At 49.5% G+C, this 17,867-nt stretch carries 12 protein-coding genes and 1 pseudogene; 4 read left to right on the forward strand and 9 right to left on the reverse strand.

The window, feature by feature from the left end; translation table 11 throughout:
* The first annotated feature begins 255 nt into the window (after nt 1-255).
* The 3 genes from C5Y83_RS27390 (at nt 256) to C5Y83_RS27400 (ending at nt 5,391) form a co-directional block, all read left to right on the forward strand.
* Entirely contained in the window at nt 256-1,500 is a 1,245-nt protein-coding gene (locus tag C5Y83_RS27390) for an efflux RND transporter periplasmic adaptor subunit (RefSeq protein ID WP_105332964.1), read from the forward strand.
* A gap of 9 nt (nt 1,501-1,509) precedes the next feature.
* Nucleotides 1,510-4,692 carry an efflux RND transporter permease subunit gene (locus tag C5Y83_RS27395; protein WP_105332965.1) on the forward strand — a complete coding sequence of 1,061 codons (3,183 nt, stop codon included), beginning with the start codon at nt 1,510-1,512 and terminating at the stop codon, nt 4,690-4,692.
* Between the two features lie 66 nt (nt 4,693-4,758).
* Nucleotides 4,759-5,391 carry an O-methyltransferase gene (locus tag C5Y83_RS27400; RefSeq protein WP_199195148.1) on the forward strand — a complete coding sequence of 211 codons (633 nt, stop codon included), beginning with the start codon at nt 4,759-4,761 and terminating at the stop codon, nt 5,389-5,391.
* A gap of 24 nt (nt 5,392-5,415) precedes the next feature.
* Here C5Y83_RS27400 and C5Y83_RS27405 read toward each other — a convergent pair whose 3' ends face one another.
* From C5Y83_RS27405 to C5Y83_RS27440, 9 genes and pseudogenes are all read right to left on the reverse strand, one after another.
* A complete protein-coding gene (locus C5Y83_RS27405) occupies nt 5,416-6,558 on the reverse strand; it encodes a glycosyltransferase (RefSeq protein ID WP_105332967.1) in 1,143 nt (380 codons plus the stop codon).
* On the reverse strand, nt 6,555-7,664 hold the full coding sequence (locus C5Y83_RS27410; RefSeq protein ID WP_146117945.1) for a glycosyltransferase family 4 protein: 1,110 nt from the start codon (nt 7,662-7,664) through the stop codon (nt 6,555-6,557). The genes C5Y83_RS27405 and C5Y83_RS27410 overlap by 4 nt, the downstream gene beginning before the upstream one ends.
* Nucleotides 7,665-7,742: 78 nt before the next feature.
* Entirely contained in the window at nt 7,743-8,888 is a 1,146-nt protein-coding gene (locus tag C5Y83_RS27415) for a polysaccharide pyruvyl transferase family protein (protein ID WP_105332969.1), read from the reverse strand.
* 67 nt (nt 8,889-8,955) lie between these two features.
* Entirely contained in the window at nt 8,956-10,128 is a 1,173-nt protein-coding gene (locus C5Y83_RS27420) for a Coenzyme F420 hydrogenase/dehydrogenase, beta subunit C-terminal domain (protein ID WP_233207374.1), read from the reverse strand.
* A gap of 21 nt (nt 10,129-10,149) precedes the next feature.
* Nucleotides 10,150-10,341 (reverse strand): annotated as a pseudogene (locus tag C5Y83_RS30220) (4Fe-4S dicluster domain-containing protein); the annotation flags it as partial.
* A gap of 71 nt (nt 10,342-10,412) precedes the next feature.
* Nucleotides 10,413-11,162 carry an FkbM family methyltransferase gene (locus C5Y83_RS27425; protein ID WP_105332971.1) on the reverse strand — a complete coding sequence of 250 codons (750 nt, stop codon included), beginning with the start codon at nt 11,160-11,162 and terminating at the stop codon, nt 10,413-10,415.
* Between the two features lie 54 nt (nt 11,163-11,216).
* Complete coding sequence (locus C5Y83_RS27430) at nt 11,217-12,179, reverse strand: sulfotransferase family protein (protein ID WP_158262548.1); 963 nt, start codon at nt 12,177-12,179, stop codon at nt 11,217-11,219.
* Nucleotides 12,180-12,291: 112 nt separating this feature from the next.
* Nucleotides 12,292-13,245, reverse strand: a complete 954-nt coding sequence (locus C5Y83_RS27435; protein ID WP_105332973.1) for a hypothetical protein — start codon at nt 13,243-13,245, stop codon at nt 12,292-12,294.
* 191 nt (nt 13,246-13,436) lie between these two features.
* Nucleotides 13,437-15,242, reverse strand: a complete 1,806-nt coding sequence (locus C5Y83_RS27440) for an ABC transporter ATP-binding protein (protein ID WP_146117947.1) — start codon at nt 15,240-15,242, stop codon at nt 13,437-13,439.
* Between the two features lie 1,619 nt (nt 15,243-16,861).
* Between C5Y83_RS27440 and C5Y83_RS27445 the strand changes: the two genes are divergently transcribed.
* Entirely contained in the window at nt 16,862-17,791 is a 930-nt protein-coding gene (locus tag C5Y83_RS27445; RefSeq protein WP_105332975.1) for an exosortase/archaeosortase family protein, read from the forward strand.
* Nucleotides 17,792-17,867: the final 76 nt, after the last annotated feature.

Below are 17,867 nucleotides of genomic sequence, written 5' to 3' on the forward strand. Positions count from 1 at the left end.
GTCAAAGTCACTCCGATCCGCACGATCGTTTCCCACCGTTTCCTACGTTTGGCGGGTTGGGATCCCGGAAAGTGCTACCTCCCCCACCGCGGAATATGGATGCGGCATGTTGACATTCCCACCAATTCCAAAGAAGAATTCGTTAGCGTTCGAAACAATTGGGCCTTTCGAGGTGATTAACCTATAGATTTCGAGAAGCAACTTCCCACCATTCGATCTTCCCACCGATAGTTCAGCAAACGGGTACCAAGATACATGGCAGCCGATTCATCAAAGATTTCATCCTTTGCCGGGATTTTGCTGAGACTGGCAGTTCCGTGCGCGATCCTCGCTGCGGGTTGGTACGGTTTCCAGCTTCTTTCGGACGAAATCGAGAAACCCGAGCCACCTCAACCAAAGGAAGTGCTCCTTCGCTCGCGGGTCGAAGAAATCTACGTCGGCGAGTATCCGATCGTCGTTAAAACTCATGCTGTCGTGCAGCCGCACAACCAGGTGGTTTTGAATTCACAAGTCTCTGGCATGGTGACGAAGATTAGTCCAACCTTTGAAGTCGGGGCGTACTTCAACAAGGGCGATGTGCTAGTCGAGATCGATCCAAGCGACTACGAGTCGGAATTGTCGATTGCCGAGTCGGAACTGGAAGCCGCGCGTTCAGAGTTCAAACTAGCCAAGCTGGTCGAGGAACGAAAGCTCCGTCTGATCGAATCGAATGCTGTCTCGCAAGGGGAAGTTGCGACTGCCTCAGCGAGTCGCGAACAGGCCGAGGCAAACATCGCTTTGGCTGAAACGAAGGTAGAACAGGCCAAGCTGAATCTTAAACGAACCAAGATCGTCGCGCCATTCGATGGCCGCGTGATGTCGAAGCTGATCGGTATTGGCCAATTAGCTGGAACGAATTCTCCGTTGGGCGAGGTCTTCGCTATCGACTACGTGGAAGTTCGCCTGCCTATCTCTGGCGATCAGCGTGGCTATCTGAACCTGCCCGAGTTTGCCGAGGACGCTCCACTAGCGGTTCGATTGATGGATGGATTGCAGCAGTCGGATGAAACCGTTTGGCAAGGCAAGATTGTACGCACCGAGGGGGTGCTCGACCCGAATTCACGCGACCTGTTTGCAATTGCCCGTGTCGACGATCCATTTGGTCGTAAATCTGGCAACCCACCCTTACGGATTGGCCAACCGGTAGTTGCCGCTATTGACGGTAAGGTATTGCGTAATGTCGCCACCTTACCCCGCTCGGCCGTACGACAGTTGGATCAGATTGTGCTGGTGGACCAAAAGGATCAAACCTTGTTGCCAATGAAAATTACGGCACTATGGTCCGATGCGGATAATGTCATCGTGTCATCTTCGGTGATTCCAAAGAACATGTGGCTGGCGACCACACCGATGCCGTTTACGCCAAAGGGAACCAAGATCGAGATCATACCGCCGACTGATACATCGATTTCGATTGCCGAGTCTGCGTCCTTGGAAACCGAAGAGAGCGTCACTAACTGACGGCTGAATATGATTCGCTGGTTTGCTACAAACGGAATCGCCGCCAACTTTATGATGCTTGCGATCTTAGTCGCAGGCATCTATACGGCCTACAACAAGATCCCTCTGGAAGTCTCCCCGGAACGGACCATGGACTCCGTTCGCGTTGAGATGTCTTATCGTGGTGGCACGGCCAAGGATGTCGAACGCGCCATTCTTATCCCGATTGAGGAAGCACTCGAAGGCGTCGAAGGGATTCGAGACATCAATGCATGGGCTCGCCAAGGCAACGGTAGCATGTGGATTGATGCCGAACCGGGAACAGATCTTCGGGCATTGCTCGACGATGTTTCTTCACGAATCGACACGATCACGACCTTTCCCGACGAAACGGAACGTCCTGAGATTTCGATTCCGGACTCTTCTAATTGGTGGGAAGTTCTCAGCATCGCGGTGACCGGCCATTTGAGTCCGCACGAATTGCGCGAGGTGGCACGCAAGGTACAGGAAGATGTGATTTCGCTTCCAGGAATCAGCCGCGCACAAGTCCAGGGTGACCGTGAATACGAGATCAGTGTCGAAGTCGATACGACTAAGCTGCTGGCCTATGGACTTAGTTTGCAAGACCTTACCGATGCCATCCAGCAATATTCGGTCGACCTGCCGGCGGGATCGATTGAAAGTGACAGTGGAACGTTTATCGTACGTACCCGCGGTCAGGCCTACACCGAACGGGAATTTGGCAATATTCCTATCAGCTCGACCAACGGCGCCGATTTGTTGCTCGGCGACATCGCCAAAGTGACCGACGGTTTCGAAGAAGGAGAGAAGATCGTCGAGTTCAATGGACGTCCCGCTTTGTTTGTCGAAGTGATGCGAACTGGCAACGAGAACGCCATTGAGATTTCGGACAAAGTTCACGAATATGTCGAATCGACACGTAGTCGCTTTCCCCAAGGAATCGAACTGTTCATCTGGGATGACGAGTCGATCGAAATTCGCGGGCGCTTAACAACGCTCATCGAATCGATGATTCAAGGAAGCTTGCTTGTCATGCTTCTTCTAGGCATCTTCCTTCGACCGGGGCTGGCATTTTGGATCGTCGCGGGGATACCGGTGGGTTTCGCCGGTGGCGTGATGCTGATGCCGTGGTTCGGTGTTACTGCCAACGTGATGAGCTTGTTCGGCTTTATCATTGTTGTGGGTATCGTCGTCGATGATGCGATCGTGACGGGTGAAAACGTTTACCTCAAAATGAAAGAGGGACTTCCACCACTTGAAGCAGCCGTGGAAGGGACGCACGAAGTCGCCATACCGGTCACTTTTGGGGCGTTGACCACCATGGTGGCGTTCGTTCCCTTAATGTTCTTCGAAGGAAGCTGGGGAGACTTTGCATCCCAGGTTCCACCAATCGTTGGCCCAGTGCTTCTATTCTCATTGATCGAATCGAAGTTCATTCTGCCCGCTCACTTGAAGCACTTACGACCAGTTCCTCATGACAACCCGATCACGCGCGTTCAGATGTCGATCGCGAATGGACTTGAGTATTTCATTGAGCGAGTCTACCAGCCCTGCTTAGAGTTCTCGGTACGCCATCGTGTGTCGGTCCTGGCAATGTTTGTTGCCGCAATGCTTCTCATGGCAGGTTACTGCATGAGTGGACGCATGGAGTTCATTGCTTATCCGTCGGTCGAGAAGCAACGTATTTCAGCCGTATTGGACATGCCCGACGATACTTCGCTGGCGACAACTGCGCGATATATGGATCGGATTGAAGCCGCACTGCTGCAGGTTCAAAAAGAATTCATCGATCCGAAGACGGGAGAGTCTTTGGTGCGGCACATATCGAAGTTGGTCGGCGCCGCGCGGATTCATCGATCATTTGACAAGTCACAAGGCGCCATTTCATTTGAGGTCTTAGCGCCTTCGCTACGTAGTTCTTCAGGCCCTAAGAACAGTGAAATTGCGGCCCGTTGGAACGAGCTCATCGGCCCGATCCCGGAAGCAACTGAGTTTCGGATTCGATCCGATTCAAGCGTAAATCGTGATCGAAACGTCGATAACGAAAATCTGAATATCGAGCTACGTGGTCCGATGTCTCCTGAGAAGGCGGAAGTAGCCCGCCAGATTAAAGATCTCCTGGATGGCTACACCGAGTTCAGCTCGACTTGGGCCAACGTGAATATGGGGCAAGACGAGCTTGAACTACGACTCAAGCCGCAAGCCGCCGAACTTGATCTGACGCAGCAGCGGCTCGCTCAGCAAGTTCGTCAGTCGTTTTTCGGGGAAGAAGCCCAACGCCTGCAACGTGGGATCGACAATATCCGCGTAATGGTCCGACTTCCCATCGAGCAACGTGAGACCTTGCATACGCTGGAACGGATGCGAATCCGAACACCACGTGGTGCCGATGTGCCGCTTTCAACCGTTGCGGATATTGCCTTCACGACGGCTCCCTCATTCGTGGAGCGAAAGAACGGCGCTGAGGTACTCCGGTGTGGTGCTGCACCAATCGATTCGACAGTAGACGTTCTGCAGATCGCTAACGAGATTTCGCCGCAGATTCAAGAACTTTGCCAGCCACATAACTTGAGCTTTCGTTACGTTGGCTACGTGGCAGAAGCAGAAGATGCTCAGAGAAGAACGATCATCGGAGCGTGCATCTTGGCTTTCGTGTTGTATGGTCTTCTTGCAGTTGCTTTGAAATCGATGGGACAGCCCTTCTTCGTCTTGTTGGCCGTCCCTTTCGCAATCATCGGTGCGCTGCTGGGGCATATCGCCATGGGGATTACTCCGTCATACCTTTCGATCTTCGGGATGTTGGCTTTGGCAGGCGTAGCCGTGAATGACACATTGGTCATGGTTGACTACGTAAACCAGCGACGTGCGGAAGGAGCCACGCTGAAAGAAGCTGCGCTGCAAGCTGGGGCCCGCCGTTTCCGTCCGATCATGCTGACTTCCGTTACAACTTTCGTCGGCTTGGTTCCCTTGCTGATGGATAAGTCGCTTCAAGCCCAGTTTCTAATTCCGATGGCGACTTCGCTCGCTTTCGGGGTTATGTTCGCGACACTCGTTACCTTGTTCCTGATCCCATGTGCACAACTGGCCGCCGACGATGTCTACCGCGGATTGGTCGCGGTGAAACGCTGGTACTTCCGACCATTTAAATCGGATGAAGGGGAAGCGGACGAAGTGCAATCTCCGAGCCACTAGTCTTTTTGGCGAATCCAAAGGCAGGAAAACGTGACAAACACGCTTAAGTCAGAAAGAGTTCAAAGGGTGCTCGATTCACTTTACGCGGACGCCGCCCAATCTCCGTTTCCCGAACATGTCATTGGTCCACAAGCAGTTTACCCGCGCGGTTCACGTGAGATGTTTCATGAACTTCGTACGGTTTACATGGCCATCGCACCCTCGTTTGGCCAATTGCTTTACAACCTCGTGCGAGCATCGAAGACGCAAAACATTGTCGAATTCGGAACGAGCATGGGAGTCAGCACCATCTACCTGGCGTCTGCCCTCAAAGACAATGGGGGCGGTAAGCTGATTACTACGGAATATGAACCTGAAAAGATTGAACGAGCCCGTCAGAATCTTCGCGAAGCGGGACTGGAAGAACTCATTGATTTCCGAGTAGGCGATGCCATGGAGTCGCTCAAGACCGATTTGCCAGATCCAATCGATCTCGTCTTCCTGGATGGCGCCAAGCAAATGTATCTCGACGTGCTAAAGCTCCTTGAGCCGAGTCTGGCAAATGGCGCCATTATTGCCAGCGACAACACCGACCATGACGGGGTCGAATCGTTGCTGGAATATCTTCGTGACCCAGCCAACGGTTACGTATCATCCAGCATCCTAACCGCCCGCGAAGACCGCACCAGCGGCCACGAGATTTCCTGCTTCTGCCGATAGTTCGGGGAAGACCTGTCAGCAGATCTATTCGATTAGATTACGAATCTGCGCGGCGACTTTGGCAGCGAGTCGATCGTAACGTTGAGTTTCGAACACTGGCTTCCAAGCGTCGGCAATCGATTCGCGTGATGTGGGGTTGGAGAAACGATGTTCCATAGCTGCCGTTAGGCTTGGTTCGTCATTGGCGATAACGACGTCACCCACTGACGGCGAGTTGATAACATCTGGATGACAGCCGACTTGGTCCGTAACGATGACGGGCAATGATGAGGCGAGTGCTTCGGAGACGACTACTCCCCATGTTTCCGAGGAAGGGAGTATGAAGAGATCGGCCATTGCGTAGTACTTCGAGACTTCTGACGGTTGAACAAAACCTTGGAAGTGAACCCGATCTTCAATTTGAAGTGATCTGGTGAGCGATTTCAGTTCTTCTTCTTCGGGGCCACCTCCTACGATAACGAGTTGGCCATCGGTATTTTGCGTAGCCTTGTGAAAGGCACGGATCAGAAGGCCGGCTCGCTTTTTAGGAATCAGTCTTCCTACAAACAATGCCGCAACTCCGTCACCTAAACCATATTCATTCCGGAGCTGCGACCGAATTGCAGTTAACTCGCTGGACCTCTTAGCGAGTGAAACAACATCTGGGGCATTGGGCAAGAAAATAAGATCATCTTTCTTAGCACCATAGCTGACCAGATATTCGGCAGCGAGCTTTCCAGTCGGAATTCCCGCACGTGCATTGCCAACCACATAGTTAACAAGCTTCTGCTTAACCCACTTCTTGTATCCCGAGTTGTGATGTTTATCGTAGGACTCACACATCATGAAATACGGAATGTGGTTACGACGCGCAAAGCGAATTGCGGCCCACATTGTGAGATGATTGTAACCCCCAATCAGCAAAGCGTCGTACTTGTTTTCTTTTAGACGACGAGTGATCAACGGGTTCCAATAGCAAGATGCGTCTTGTCCACGCCATGCCAGCAAATTCTTACCAGGCAACACTTCTGCATGGAAATTCAATTGCCAATCAACTTCCCACGGACGATCCTTCTTTCCGCCAGAGCAGTAAAAAACACTTAGATCGACATCTGGTTGATTCGCCAATTCGTTCCAAAATGGATCGCGATACGGAGTGGGAATAGGTGTGACGACAGCTATCTTCATGCGGTGTTTGGTTCGGGACGGCGTGGAACAGTGATGAGAGGAGTAACGATATTCAGTATTCTTTGCTGGTAGACTTCTTTCTTGTAGTTGCGTTCTGCCTTCTCGCGAGCCGATGTCGCCAAAGCAAAGCGAAGACTATCGTTTGTCAGAAGTCGATTGATTTGATGGGCGAGTGCACTTATATCTCCATATTCTACAAGCAGACCGGTTTGCTCGTGGTCAATGATTTCGCGAATTCCGCCCACATTGCTGGCGACTACAGGTAGCTGGGCGGCAAAGGCCTCGATTACCGTACGGCCAAAGGGCTCGGCTCGAGAGGGAATGCAGATTACGTCACACATGCGATAAAAATGTTGCATGTCACTGACCGTTCCCAGGAAATGAGTGCGGTCCTCAATTCCCAAATCTCGAACTTTCTGTTTGAGCGAATGAACGAAACTAGCTTCGCCATCACCCGTGATCACAAAATGGCAGTCAGGAATCTGGAGAGCGGCATCCAGAAAAAAAGCGTGCCCTTTCATGGGACGCAATGTGCCAGGCACACCAACAATCATTGAGCCAGATGGGACTCGGAAGTCCTGCTTGCAATCGGCCGAAGAAAGACTTAGGTCAAAAGAGTGTTCGCTCACCGCATTCGGAATGATCGTGCAATCGCTACGCGCACCCTGCAGAACGTTATCGGCGACAGCGTTCGAGATACAGACGACCCGGTCAGGCAGCTTCAACAGCGATCGTACAACTTGCCGTCCACCAAATGAAGGAACATACATCTCCCCGCCGACATCTTGGAACAATTCGCGGATATGCCAAACACACGGAATCCCAAGACGGTAAGCAGCGACAACACCTGCCAGGCTAACGATCGAGTTGACGTAGATCAGGTCAGGTTGCAGTTTTTTAGCGAGTTCCCTCAGCGCCTGGGAATTTATTAATTCAGTTGAAATGTTGCGGAAGGATCGGGCAAAGTTGGCTCTTCGCAACCAACTTTTGTGCGGAACAATATGAGTACCACAGCCGATGTCACGATATTGATCAATAATGGGACCCTCGTACCCAAAGACAACTTCCACCTCCATCCCCGCTGCAAGAAGTCCTTCCGCAATCAACCGTCCACTGATTGCGGATCCACTGATATCGGCGGCAAGTTGGACTAGAAGGATTTTCACGGAGAAGCTCAGCAGATTTTAATTGAGTCCCAAGACTGGATCGACTTCTCTCCACATCGACTCGGCAAGATCGATCTGTTGGCGACTGGCCTTTAGAAGACTTTGTTGGAAACTAATGTCTAATGTTATGTGGTCAATCAATTCGGCAATCGAAGTCTCGTCTGCGTCTGTCTTCATAATACAGTCCGGGCATCGATAGTCCTGGAAAAGCATTTCGTACTTGTGGCTCCATCCAGCTGCGAGACAAGGAACGCCTTGTGATAGTGCACTAACCAGTGCATGAAATCGAGAGCCGACAACAATCGCCGCCGTGCCGAGTATTCCTTTAAGAGCGATAGGATCAGGGGCTCGAACGACTTCAATCGATGAACTAAGGAGGGTTTGAAGCGGTGCGACTAGCGTTTCATCGACGTTTGTGTCATGCAGCAAGAGCGATGGTTCAAATCCGCGAGTGGCGAGTTGTTTGATGCTTCGAGCGATGAATGGAAGATACTGATCTCGCTCACTTGCGGCCGTTTTCTCGATCATGCGATGATTAGGCACAACGAATGCTTTGCGTTTTCCATCATTGTCGCAAGGAGCAGTTGTGGCTCCTTTGACTAGGTTCGTGAAGTCTGGTGCCTTTCGCAAATTATTTGTGTGCCCCAGTTCAGAAGTGTAAGCGAAAGACACTTCATCTCTGGCGTAAACCAAATCGACGTTTTGCACGATTTCGCGGAAAGCGTCACGGATCTGCGGAGTCTTGAAAGGCCCGAGAGCTTGCGGAAGCATCACGACCGGTTTCCCAGCTTGCTTCCACTTCTTCACATTATTTGCGAACTCCATCGTTCTTTGAGCAGGATGCTGATCACCGAAAGCGAATCCTGAAGCATCAATAACAGCGGTGACCTCACTATCGTCAACAAGTCCATAAGCTCGTCGGAACGATTCGGGCATCAACTTGGAAGACAGCCAGGACCTGCCAATCTTGGCCTTCTTCGACTGCGGCAATTTGGTGCGAAGTTGATATTTCGCGCGATCTTCGTAGCGGCCAAAGTTTTGGGAGACGGCGATTTCGATGTCGGGCTTCACACTGCGCAAGTGCTGCGCAATGGCAATCAACATCAGCTCTGCGCCTTTGTTCTCTGTTGAAACGCCAACGACTTCAATTGTTGCACGGGACATATTGTGATTCAGAAGATCAGGTCGGGAGGAAATAGGTGTGGGATCTGTTTCTACAAAAGCTTGTTCACTATTGAGGAGGAGTACGAAAAGTGATCTTCTTCATTAAGCGAATGATTCGTCCTCGCCATTTAGCTTGAAAAACGATTCGATGTTGATGCACTTCTTCAAGCAGGAGAAGAAACTTCCATAGTCTATGATTTCTACCTAACCACAATCGAGTGTAGTCCCAGATTGCTGATGCGATTGCGATTGGTGAGCTTGATCCTTCATTGTAGAGCTCACCGTAATTAGGCGTTGCAATTCCGAGAAACTTGGCAGCTATTCGATATGGTCGAGTTTGAATCTTTTTATTAAGCTTCTTCTGCGAATCAGCAACTTCCTGCGGAGTTGCATTGTCAATAGCGGTAATAGCGCCATCGCGTATTGCGAGGTCTAGGAAGCGTTGACCGGCTGTGGTTCTGACTACCATCATTGATAAGCCCTGAGTGTCATTCTTCGTAAATCGGTCTAGCCAGGGATCACCGAAGGATATATCCGCAAGTTGTGCGGTCAAGTCAGTGCACGTTAAACAACGCGGTGGAAAAAAGTACCGATGCATCCACGAGGTATAGGTTGCTGCCTCGTGCAAAGTTGTGGCGCCAGCTCGCTTGTTCAGTTCGCAACGCGTTCCATCCTTCTTAACAGCGGTAGTTTTGCCTGGCCATCCGTCGCCCCGCAGAGTCAATTGGACAAGTTCCTCTTCCTCAACATCAAGTTGCTCTAGCAGGAAACGTGTGCCGTTGAATGTAATACCACCCCCACAGAATAAGCCGAGATTCAAGACAATGCGATTGCTATACTTGCGGAACACTTCCTGAAATTTGCGTGCCGCATGGACATGGCAGGATAAACCGACGAATGCGTACCGCCCTGGTTCACGCATGATCGCTCGCAGGCCTTGCCCCGAAGAAGCCGGGCAATATTTAGATCCTTTGCTCGCAAGTAGGTCTTCAACCGTTCTAGCAATAATTACCTCGGTCATATGTGGGTGATCGGCGTTCATTCGCACCACAACCGCCCCGTCGATGAAGTCCTTCTCAAGCAAGTACACCAGCAGAGCGGTAAGGGCACCGCCTGACGATGCCGAAAAGCGTAATTTCGAGTCTGAAGCATGACCGACTATCGTATTCTTGACATGACCGATGTCCTTGCGTTCAGGAATCTTGCCGATGTACTTTTCGTTTAGTAAATCGAAATCCACTTCTTCGCCTGGACATACACGCAAGCAAACGTCGCATCCGGCAATACATGTCGATTGATCGACAATAGGAATCTGTTGACCGGTTGTTTCCGATTCATCGATCTTGATACACCGAACTGGACAGACTGGTTCGCAAACGCCACAACCCATACAGAGAGAGGAGTTGACAATGTCTTCCACGTTGCCCAATCGCGTCTTTTTAATTTGGAACATGCTTTTTGAAAACAACGACAAGACACTACGCAACTAGAAACAGTGTCGAAACGAAGGAGGCCTTTTCCTTGTCATTCCGGCGTATGCTGACGAATTAAATTTCGGGAGATAAAAACCGCGTTCACACGCCTTAAATGGGGAGACTTCGTCTTGAACTCATGCATCTGTTCGTAAAGAGCGAAGACTCGATAGTCAAAGGACTCTAGGAATAGTTTCATTTCTTCTAGCGTGCTGAATATCTGATCATCAGGGTTCATACCAGCTTCTACTTCGATAATAGAAATGGCCTGGTTCGAAAGCATCTGTTTACAACCGGCCAGAACTTTTGCGTCATGACCGCCAGCATCAATTTTAAGGTAATCGATCTCTTGGATGTCATGGTCACTACAGAATTCGTCGATTGTCGTAACTTGGATTCCTTGAACTTCATCGCCAACTTCTCCAATGACTTCAGATTCCTCTAGTGTATATAGTCCGTCATGGCCTTGTCGACGCATAGACATGCGTCCCGCTGTATCACTAAGGGCAACGTTAAAGCAACGGACATTGTCTAGATGTTTGACGTTGTCGCAAAGGATGGAATATACGGACGGTATAGGTTCAAACGCGTAGATAGAGCACTTCTGGTAATGTTTTACGAACGACCTAGAGACATCTCCAACATTTGCCCCAACATCGAAGACTGTCCGGACAACAAGATGCGGAAGGTTGGAATTCAAGTCAGAGAAAAGGTTGCTCCCTCGCAGAGGCCGTCGTCTCCGAATATACTTGCGAATTGCTCTGATTGTACGACGAATTGTTGTGCGGAGGGATTGCGTCATCTGCGTATTAAATCCTTGACTGTCGGAAACGACATCGATACTGATATAGGAACATCATTCAATGCTGTTCCAATGTTTCGATAGGTCTACTCCAACTAATTCGGAAAGTCCACGATTTTCTTTCGAGTACAAACGCGTCAAGAAACGTCTAGTGTTCGATGCCATTTTCGGCGGTTTTTGCAAGGACCACGGGTTAATTGTTCGGTGAACCCTTCGCAAAAATTTAGTCCAAAGCGTTTCTTCAACTCCCTTGAACTGCAATGGTAATCGCTCTATCTGGTTGCGACCTGCGTATCGTCGTAGATATCTATTGATCATAAGTTGTGGGCTTAGCCATCGTGGGACTTTGCCTGGGTTGAAATGTGATTCTGTAAAGTCTAGTACCTCGTGATTGATGTTTAGAAAATCACATATAGACGTAAGGTGCTGAGCGGGATCGCGAATAAACGATTCGAAGATTATTATCTTGATTTGGCTGGCATCAAATAATTCAAGGTATCGTTCTAGCTGAACACGATAGAATCCACGTTGAATGATGTTTCCGGGCGAATAGCGAATCGTATCGTCAAAGTTGAAAAAAACACGCCCTGTTCGGACGTAATGCCAATAATGCGAATACGCTCTTTCAACTGGATCCCGAAGAGTAAAAATTAATTTGACGTCGGGTAACGTGTTACGAATGCGTTGCGGAGCTTTTTCTGAGGCAAGATACGTTGGGGAATCCTCGCCTACGAGCTGATGTTCTTTAGCTTCTGCGAAATGTGATCGATACCAATCTGACATTTGAGGCGAATCGTATTCGGGAAAAAGCCACTCATTGTTAATTTTGCTGAAATTGTCTGGGCGAGCAGCTATTTCATCGACGTCAAAGTAAAGCACCTCTCCCTTCGGTATGAATACTTCTGGATGGTGTGACAAGAGTGAGTGGATGGTTGTCGTTGCGCTCTTCATGGCACCGCCGATGATGAAATCGGGTAAACGCTCTACGGCATGCGAGGTTGCACTAGCTTTATTCATGTGTGACGGGTCTAGCGAAATCATTTGACTCAGTATTGTGCCCTGCGATAGGAGTACTTCCGGTGATTGCCGGACTTGATGTAAGAAAGTAGCAAGTCAAGTACTGTGGTGATTACAAAGTACGGTACGGTGCACAATTGCGACTTAATGATAAATCGCCAGGATGGACCAGCCGAAGTTCGTAAATGCTTCCCATGTGTGGGATCGCTAGTTCTGCAATGACCTTATTTGTGTCGTGGGAAATTAAGTATATCCGAGAACTAGTCGAATCTCGTTCATGCCGATTTGCAAACTCAGAAGTGCCAACGAATACTAAGTTGGCATTCATGGCGACTCCACGGGGAAAGTTTCCGACAGCAATCTTTGTTCCAGCAAGGTCAATAGCCCCGCCTAGTGAGTCGCAATAGATAAATGAATCGCGAAAAGGAATCACATTATGAGCACAGCCACCTTCTAATTCTATCGTGGTCTGAACTTGGAACGCATGATTGAGAATCATGATTTCGCTAGGGCGACCTGTCCTCCGGGTGTCATTATGGCACACCACCAATATCCGCGTATTGTCACAATAGACGGAGTTGATGTGGCGGTAATTATCGGACTGGCGTCCGTTCTTAAGACGTCCTGCCGGGTAGTAATGGCGTGGGCGAGTCAGCTTGCCATTTCGAATTTCATAGGAAGTTAGGCGATTGTTGCTGGTATCGGTCATTAGGAGCGCATCGCCCAACCAATCAATCTGATGTATCTCCGGTGGGATCGCTCGTAATTCTTCTCGCAAGTCGCTAAGTGTGTGGTTGAGGATTCGAAAGCTAAGCAATCTTCCGTAGGTTGACGTGTCAAAGCTATAGACGTACCAGCGTCCTTGGCGTTCTGTGATCCCGTAAAAACGGCCAGTGAGCCATTTTTCGAGTTTACCTTGATGAAAGAAATAGAGTCCTGATTTTGAGGCTATCAACAGCGTAACGTTGAATAACTCTTTAGTTTCTGTCTCAATTTGGATGTCGCATTGCGAGGGGGTAGCCGTAGTATTGACGCGATGACCATGAAGAGTACGAGACAAGTGCATCGTCGCAGTCTCTGGCATTACAGCCTTGATTAGGCGTCTAGCGAAAGCCCGGAGGGGGTGGCTCATTGCTTTTCACGGATCCAAAAGATGAATAAGAGTAGTGGCTGATATCCAGGCGAGACATAGACTTGCCGAAGTAGTTTGTGCGTAGGCAGATTGAAAACTATTCGTGAATTTAAGTGTCATAGTTGTCATAGGCTCTGCGTCTCAAGCATTGACCTAAAGATCGATTCTTGTTCACCACAGAGGGCTTCGTATGGGCCTTCTTCAGCAATTTTCCCATTGTCCAGCACGTAGATGTAGTCGGCGTGCTTGATTGTGGCCAATCGATGGGCGATTACGATGACCGTGACCGTGTGGTGTAGTAGTTCTAGGCTTTCTCTAATGGCCATTTCTGCTTCACCATCGAGAGCGCTTGTCGCCTCATCGAGGATCAGTAAATTTGGTGAGTTGTAAAGCTCGCGCGCAATGAAGAGTCGCTGCCGTTGTCCGCCCGATAGACGAACGCCTCGATCACCAACGACAGTGCCGTATTTCATCGGAAGTGAATTGATGAAGTCGGCGGCGAAGGCCTGTCGAGCAGCTTCGTGAACACGTTCGCGGCAGCGATCGTCGTGATGATAAAGATGATCGTCAAGGCAGATATTTGCCGCAATGGTATCATCGAAGATGACGGTATCCTGACAGACGTACCCTAATTGCCGTCTCCATGTGAGGGGATCAATGTTTCTCGTGTCTTGCCCATCGATGAGTATCGATCCGGTATCTGGACGAATCAGTAATGAGACGAGATCAGCCAAGGTCGATTTACCTGCGCCTGATCTTCCCACCAGAGCAATCGTATGATTCTTAGGGATCGTCAGTGTGATGTTGCTGAGGGTGCTGGCCTCATGCGGATCGTAGGCAAAAGTAACGTCTTTGAATTCGATGGACGCTTGAAAATCGGGTTGGATCTCATCGCCACGCGGTTCCTGATTGCTCGTGTACAAAGAGATTTCCTGGTGCACAAGCTCTGCGGATCCGCTCAGTTCCATGGATTTTTGGTACTCTCCCATGGTCATCATGAATGCTTGGGTCGTTCGATGGAGAAGTAGCAAGGCAACGAGGGCAGGGGCAAGGCCCTGATTGAAGAAGTAGACCTGCAGGGTTACTAGTAAAATTACTAATAAGACCGATAGTGGCTCTCGTATGGAAGAAACAAACGCATGAGCTAGTCCAGTTCGATACTGGTGTTGAAATAATCGATGGCAACTGGAATGAATGAGTTCGAGGAAACGTTCGGTTCGGTTGGTCGCGATAAGGTACTTGAGGGTCTGTATTACTTGAACAAGTTGCTTGTTGAGCAGAGACATTTCACTGGCCGTCTCGCGTGAAATCTTGCGCACTTTTGCGTTAAGGGCTTGCAAGGGAAATGTGATGGCAAGACCACCCAAAACCGCCACGAGGGCAAACTTCCAATTGATCGCAGCCGCGGCTGCGAGAAATACGAGCGAAGAAATAAAATGGACTGCCATGTGCATGGTGAATCCAAACGATTTCGCCAAACGCTGGATTTGTGTCGTGATGATGTTTATGTAGTGTCCCGTATTGCGACTAGCAAACGCGGCATGGTCCATGTTCGAGTAACCGGCGATGCACCTCGATTTCAATCGCAGCATCAGCTTTGCGGTATAGAAATTCAATAATCCTTCGCTCGCAAACTTGATGCATGCCTTAGTGGCGAACACAATTCCAATGATGGAAAGCAAGATATACGGTTCTGTAGAAATTCCGGCCCATTCGAATATGCCAAGAATATTGCTTGCGTTTGAGCTTTGATCCGACTCCCCTCCCATCGCTTGGAGAAGCGGAAGAAGTAGGGCTATCCCAAAGCTCTCAAGCACTGCAGAGAGTGGCATTAAAACGACGAGGATGTACAGTCGCCTACCGATTAAGTCTCGGTAGAGTTTGAGGACTCCCAGAAGAGAAGAAACGCCACTCGATTTGCTGCTGGACAAGTACGTACTCGCTGTTCGGGAAAGGGGGGGCTAAGTTGACAGTCAGTTGTAGCAATACGAGTGTTCAGGAAGTAAGGGATGGTTGGCTGACTGCTCTTCCGTGGTAGGTTGCCAGTTCAGGTTGCTAACTCAATTCGCAACAATTGAAGGACTGAATAAAACTTGGATTTGGGTGGGAATAAGAGGGTATCAATTCAATTGAAATTCAAACCACCAACGTGTGAGAATATTGTCTCAGCGATGGCTTTTACCACCAGTTTTACACAGCCCGTGCTATAGACCACAGGTTAATTTAGCGGTGTCCGTTGTCAACTCAACAATAGTTCTATCGTGCAGTAGGGTAGCCGTCTATTCAGTTGCGTCGAGAATTGAGGCCGAAGCAATTCCTCTCAGCTCAGGTGTGCCTATTAGGTAATACAGTGTTGTCTAAAAGAACTGGTGCAAGTTGGAAGGGAGCGACGTGCATCGGAATCACTCTCGAAATGGCAAGGCTGTCTCGGAAGCGTTAACAGCAAATTACCGCAGTAAAATGTCTTTCCGGTCAAAGCGATCGTGTGAAGTGTTAGCGAATGACCTGATTAGCTTCCAGGTTTTGGAACGCAATCAGCGAATTCGAGATTAAGACGACGGCTTTTGTGTTGTGTCGGAAGTAGCCGAGGCGGACGCTCTTTTCACGTCGCTTGAATCCATTATCCGTGGCGGATCCGTCTGGATTGTTATTTCTATCCCGGTATCTCTAAATTTTATCCCACCAATATCGGGGGCTGTTTGGAGTAAGTCAAATCAGAATCCGTTCATTGGTCGAGATTTTCCTCTTACGGGATTTATTCCTGGCAATTCTTGCTTGGCGCGCATACAGCGGTAAGGAGGTGTTGATTGACAACGGCGTTTAAAGTTCCGGTAATTTGCTTTGAGCGGATTGGTCAACGCGATTGCGCTTCTGAATGATGAAGCTTGTATTTTATGTGGTTAGTCTTTGACCAGCACTGACGTCATCAACTTCAGATAACTGGTTCTTTAGGAGGGGGACGCGTATTTTTGACGAGGGGTGCCCTGATGCGCGAAATGTGTCACATTCTTGCGCTTGCAATGCAGTGTTTCTTATTTATGATGAGACGCATCGCCCCACTTTGATAGCTTCCCTGTGCCGGTCAAAGTGAGGGTGGGGGCAGTGAAAGGCCGAAATAATCGGCCGGTGATGGGATTGTCAGTGAAGCGAAAACGGGTTAAGCCGTTGTTGCTTCCAAATTAGTGCACGTATCAAATCGGCCCATCGGTTTATTTTTGAACTGAAGACTTCGAAGAGAAGCGAATTTAAGCCAAGCCATTTTGATCAAGCAACGATGTACCGTCGGCTTTCCAGATGATTCTGAAATGGTTCACAAGGCTTTGGCTTTTCGTGGACGTTTCCTATTGACGGTGGATTTGTCACAGGTGACTTCCCGTCGGAAGCACAGTAATCGCGAGTTCATAACGCCCTTAACATGTATGCCCCAGGTCATTCACTGCACACTTAGCTTCACTACTACCAACTGCGAAGAGCAATCGTAAAATGCGTTCGCCAAGATGAGAAACGTAGTGGACCACCAGCCTTTGATGCGGTGTAAGTTTATTCGAAGATGAAACCCCAAGTGCAAACCAACGATGATGAATTGCGCTCGCGTCACCTACCGGAGGCGTGGCAACTAATCTTAATTGGCAGTACCGTGATCCTGCTAGTTTTGTGGTCGTACTGGCAGTCTCTGGCAATGCTGTCGCATCGGTGGTTCAATGAAGCTGACTACTCGCACGGCTTTTTCGTGCCAGTGTTTTCAATGATACTTCTTTGGTGGCGGCGAGATCTTCTCAACGTCAGCAACTCGCCACTGAGTTCCACGATTGGGGTGATTTTGATTGCGTTGGCGGCTGCGATGCGATTGACCGCAGCCTATTACCTTTACCCTCTCGTCGATCCGATTTCATTATTACCGTTGGCCGCTGGGATTGCCTTGCTGTTGGGCGGTTGGCCTGTTCTCAATTGGGCATGGCCGTCAATCTTGTTTCTCGGTTTCATGGTACCTCTGCCTGGATTCATTTCCGATGGCTTAAGCCATGAATTACAACGCATAGGCACGGTTGGAAGTGTCTATATCCTTCAGACATTCGGTGTGCCTGCTGTCGCTCAAGGAAACGTCATTTGGTTGACGGAAGGAAAGATAGGGGTAGTCGAAGCATGTAGTGGGCTGCGAATGCTGAACGTGTTTGTAGCAATTTGTTGCGGCGGAGCGTTGCTTCTCAATCGTCCAATCTGGGAGAAGTTACTGGTGCTGTTGAGCGCCTTGCCAATTGGGATCGCGGCTAACGTCCTGAGGATTTCCGTCACCGGGATCTTGTTTGAAACCGTAGGGGCAGAATGGGCAGAACGAGTTTTTCATGACATGGCGGGCTTGTTAATGATGCCTCTTGCGATGCTCTTTTTGGGTATTGAGATGTTTGTGCTCTCGAAACTTCTTGTGGAGCCTTCGGAGAAGAGCGTTCTGTCTATGAACCTTGATAAGCATACGTCTTAGACGCTGACTAGCATCAAGGGACGGGCGTCAGTATTTGACATGAGCTGGGTAGATTGGAACCGAGCAGATCGTTAGT

Origin of the sequence: Blastopirellula marina (assembly GCF_002967765.1) — a bacterium.
GTDB classification, from domain to species: domain Bacteria; phylum Planctomycetota; class Planctomycetia; order Pirellulales; family Pirellulaceae; genus Bremerella; species Bremerella marina_A.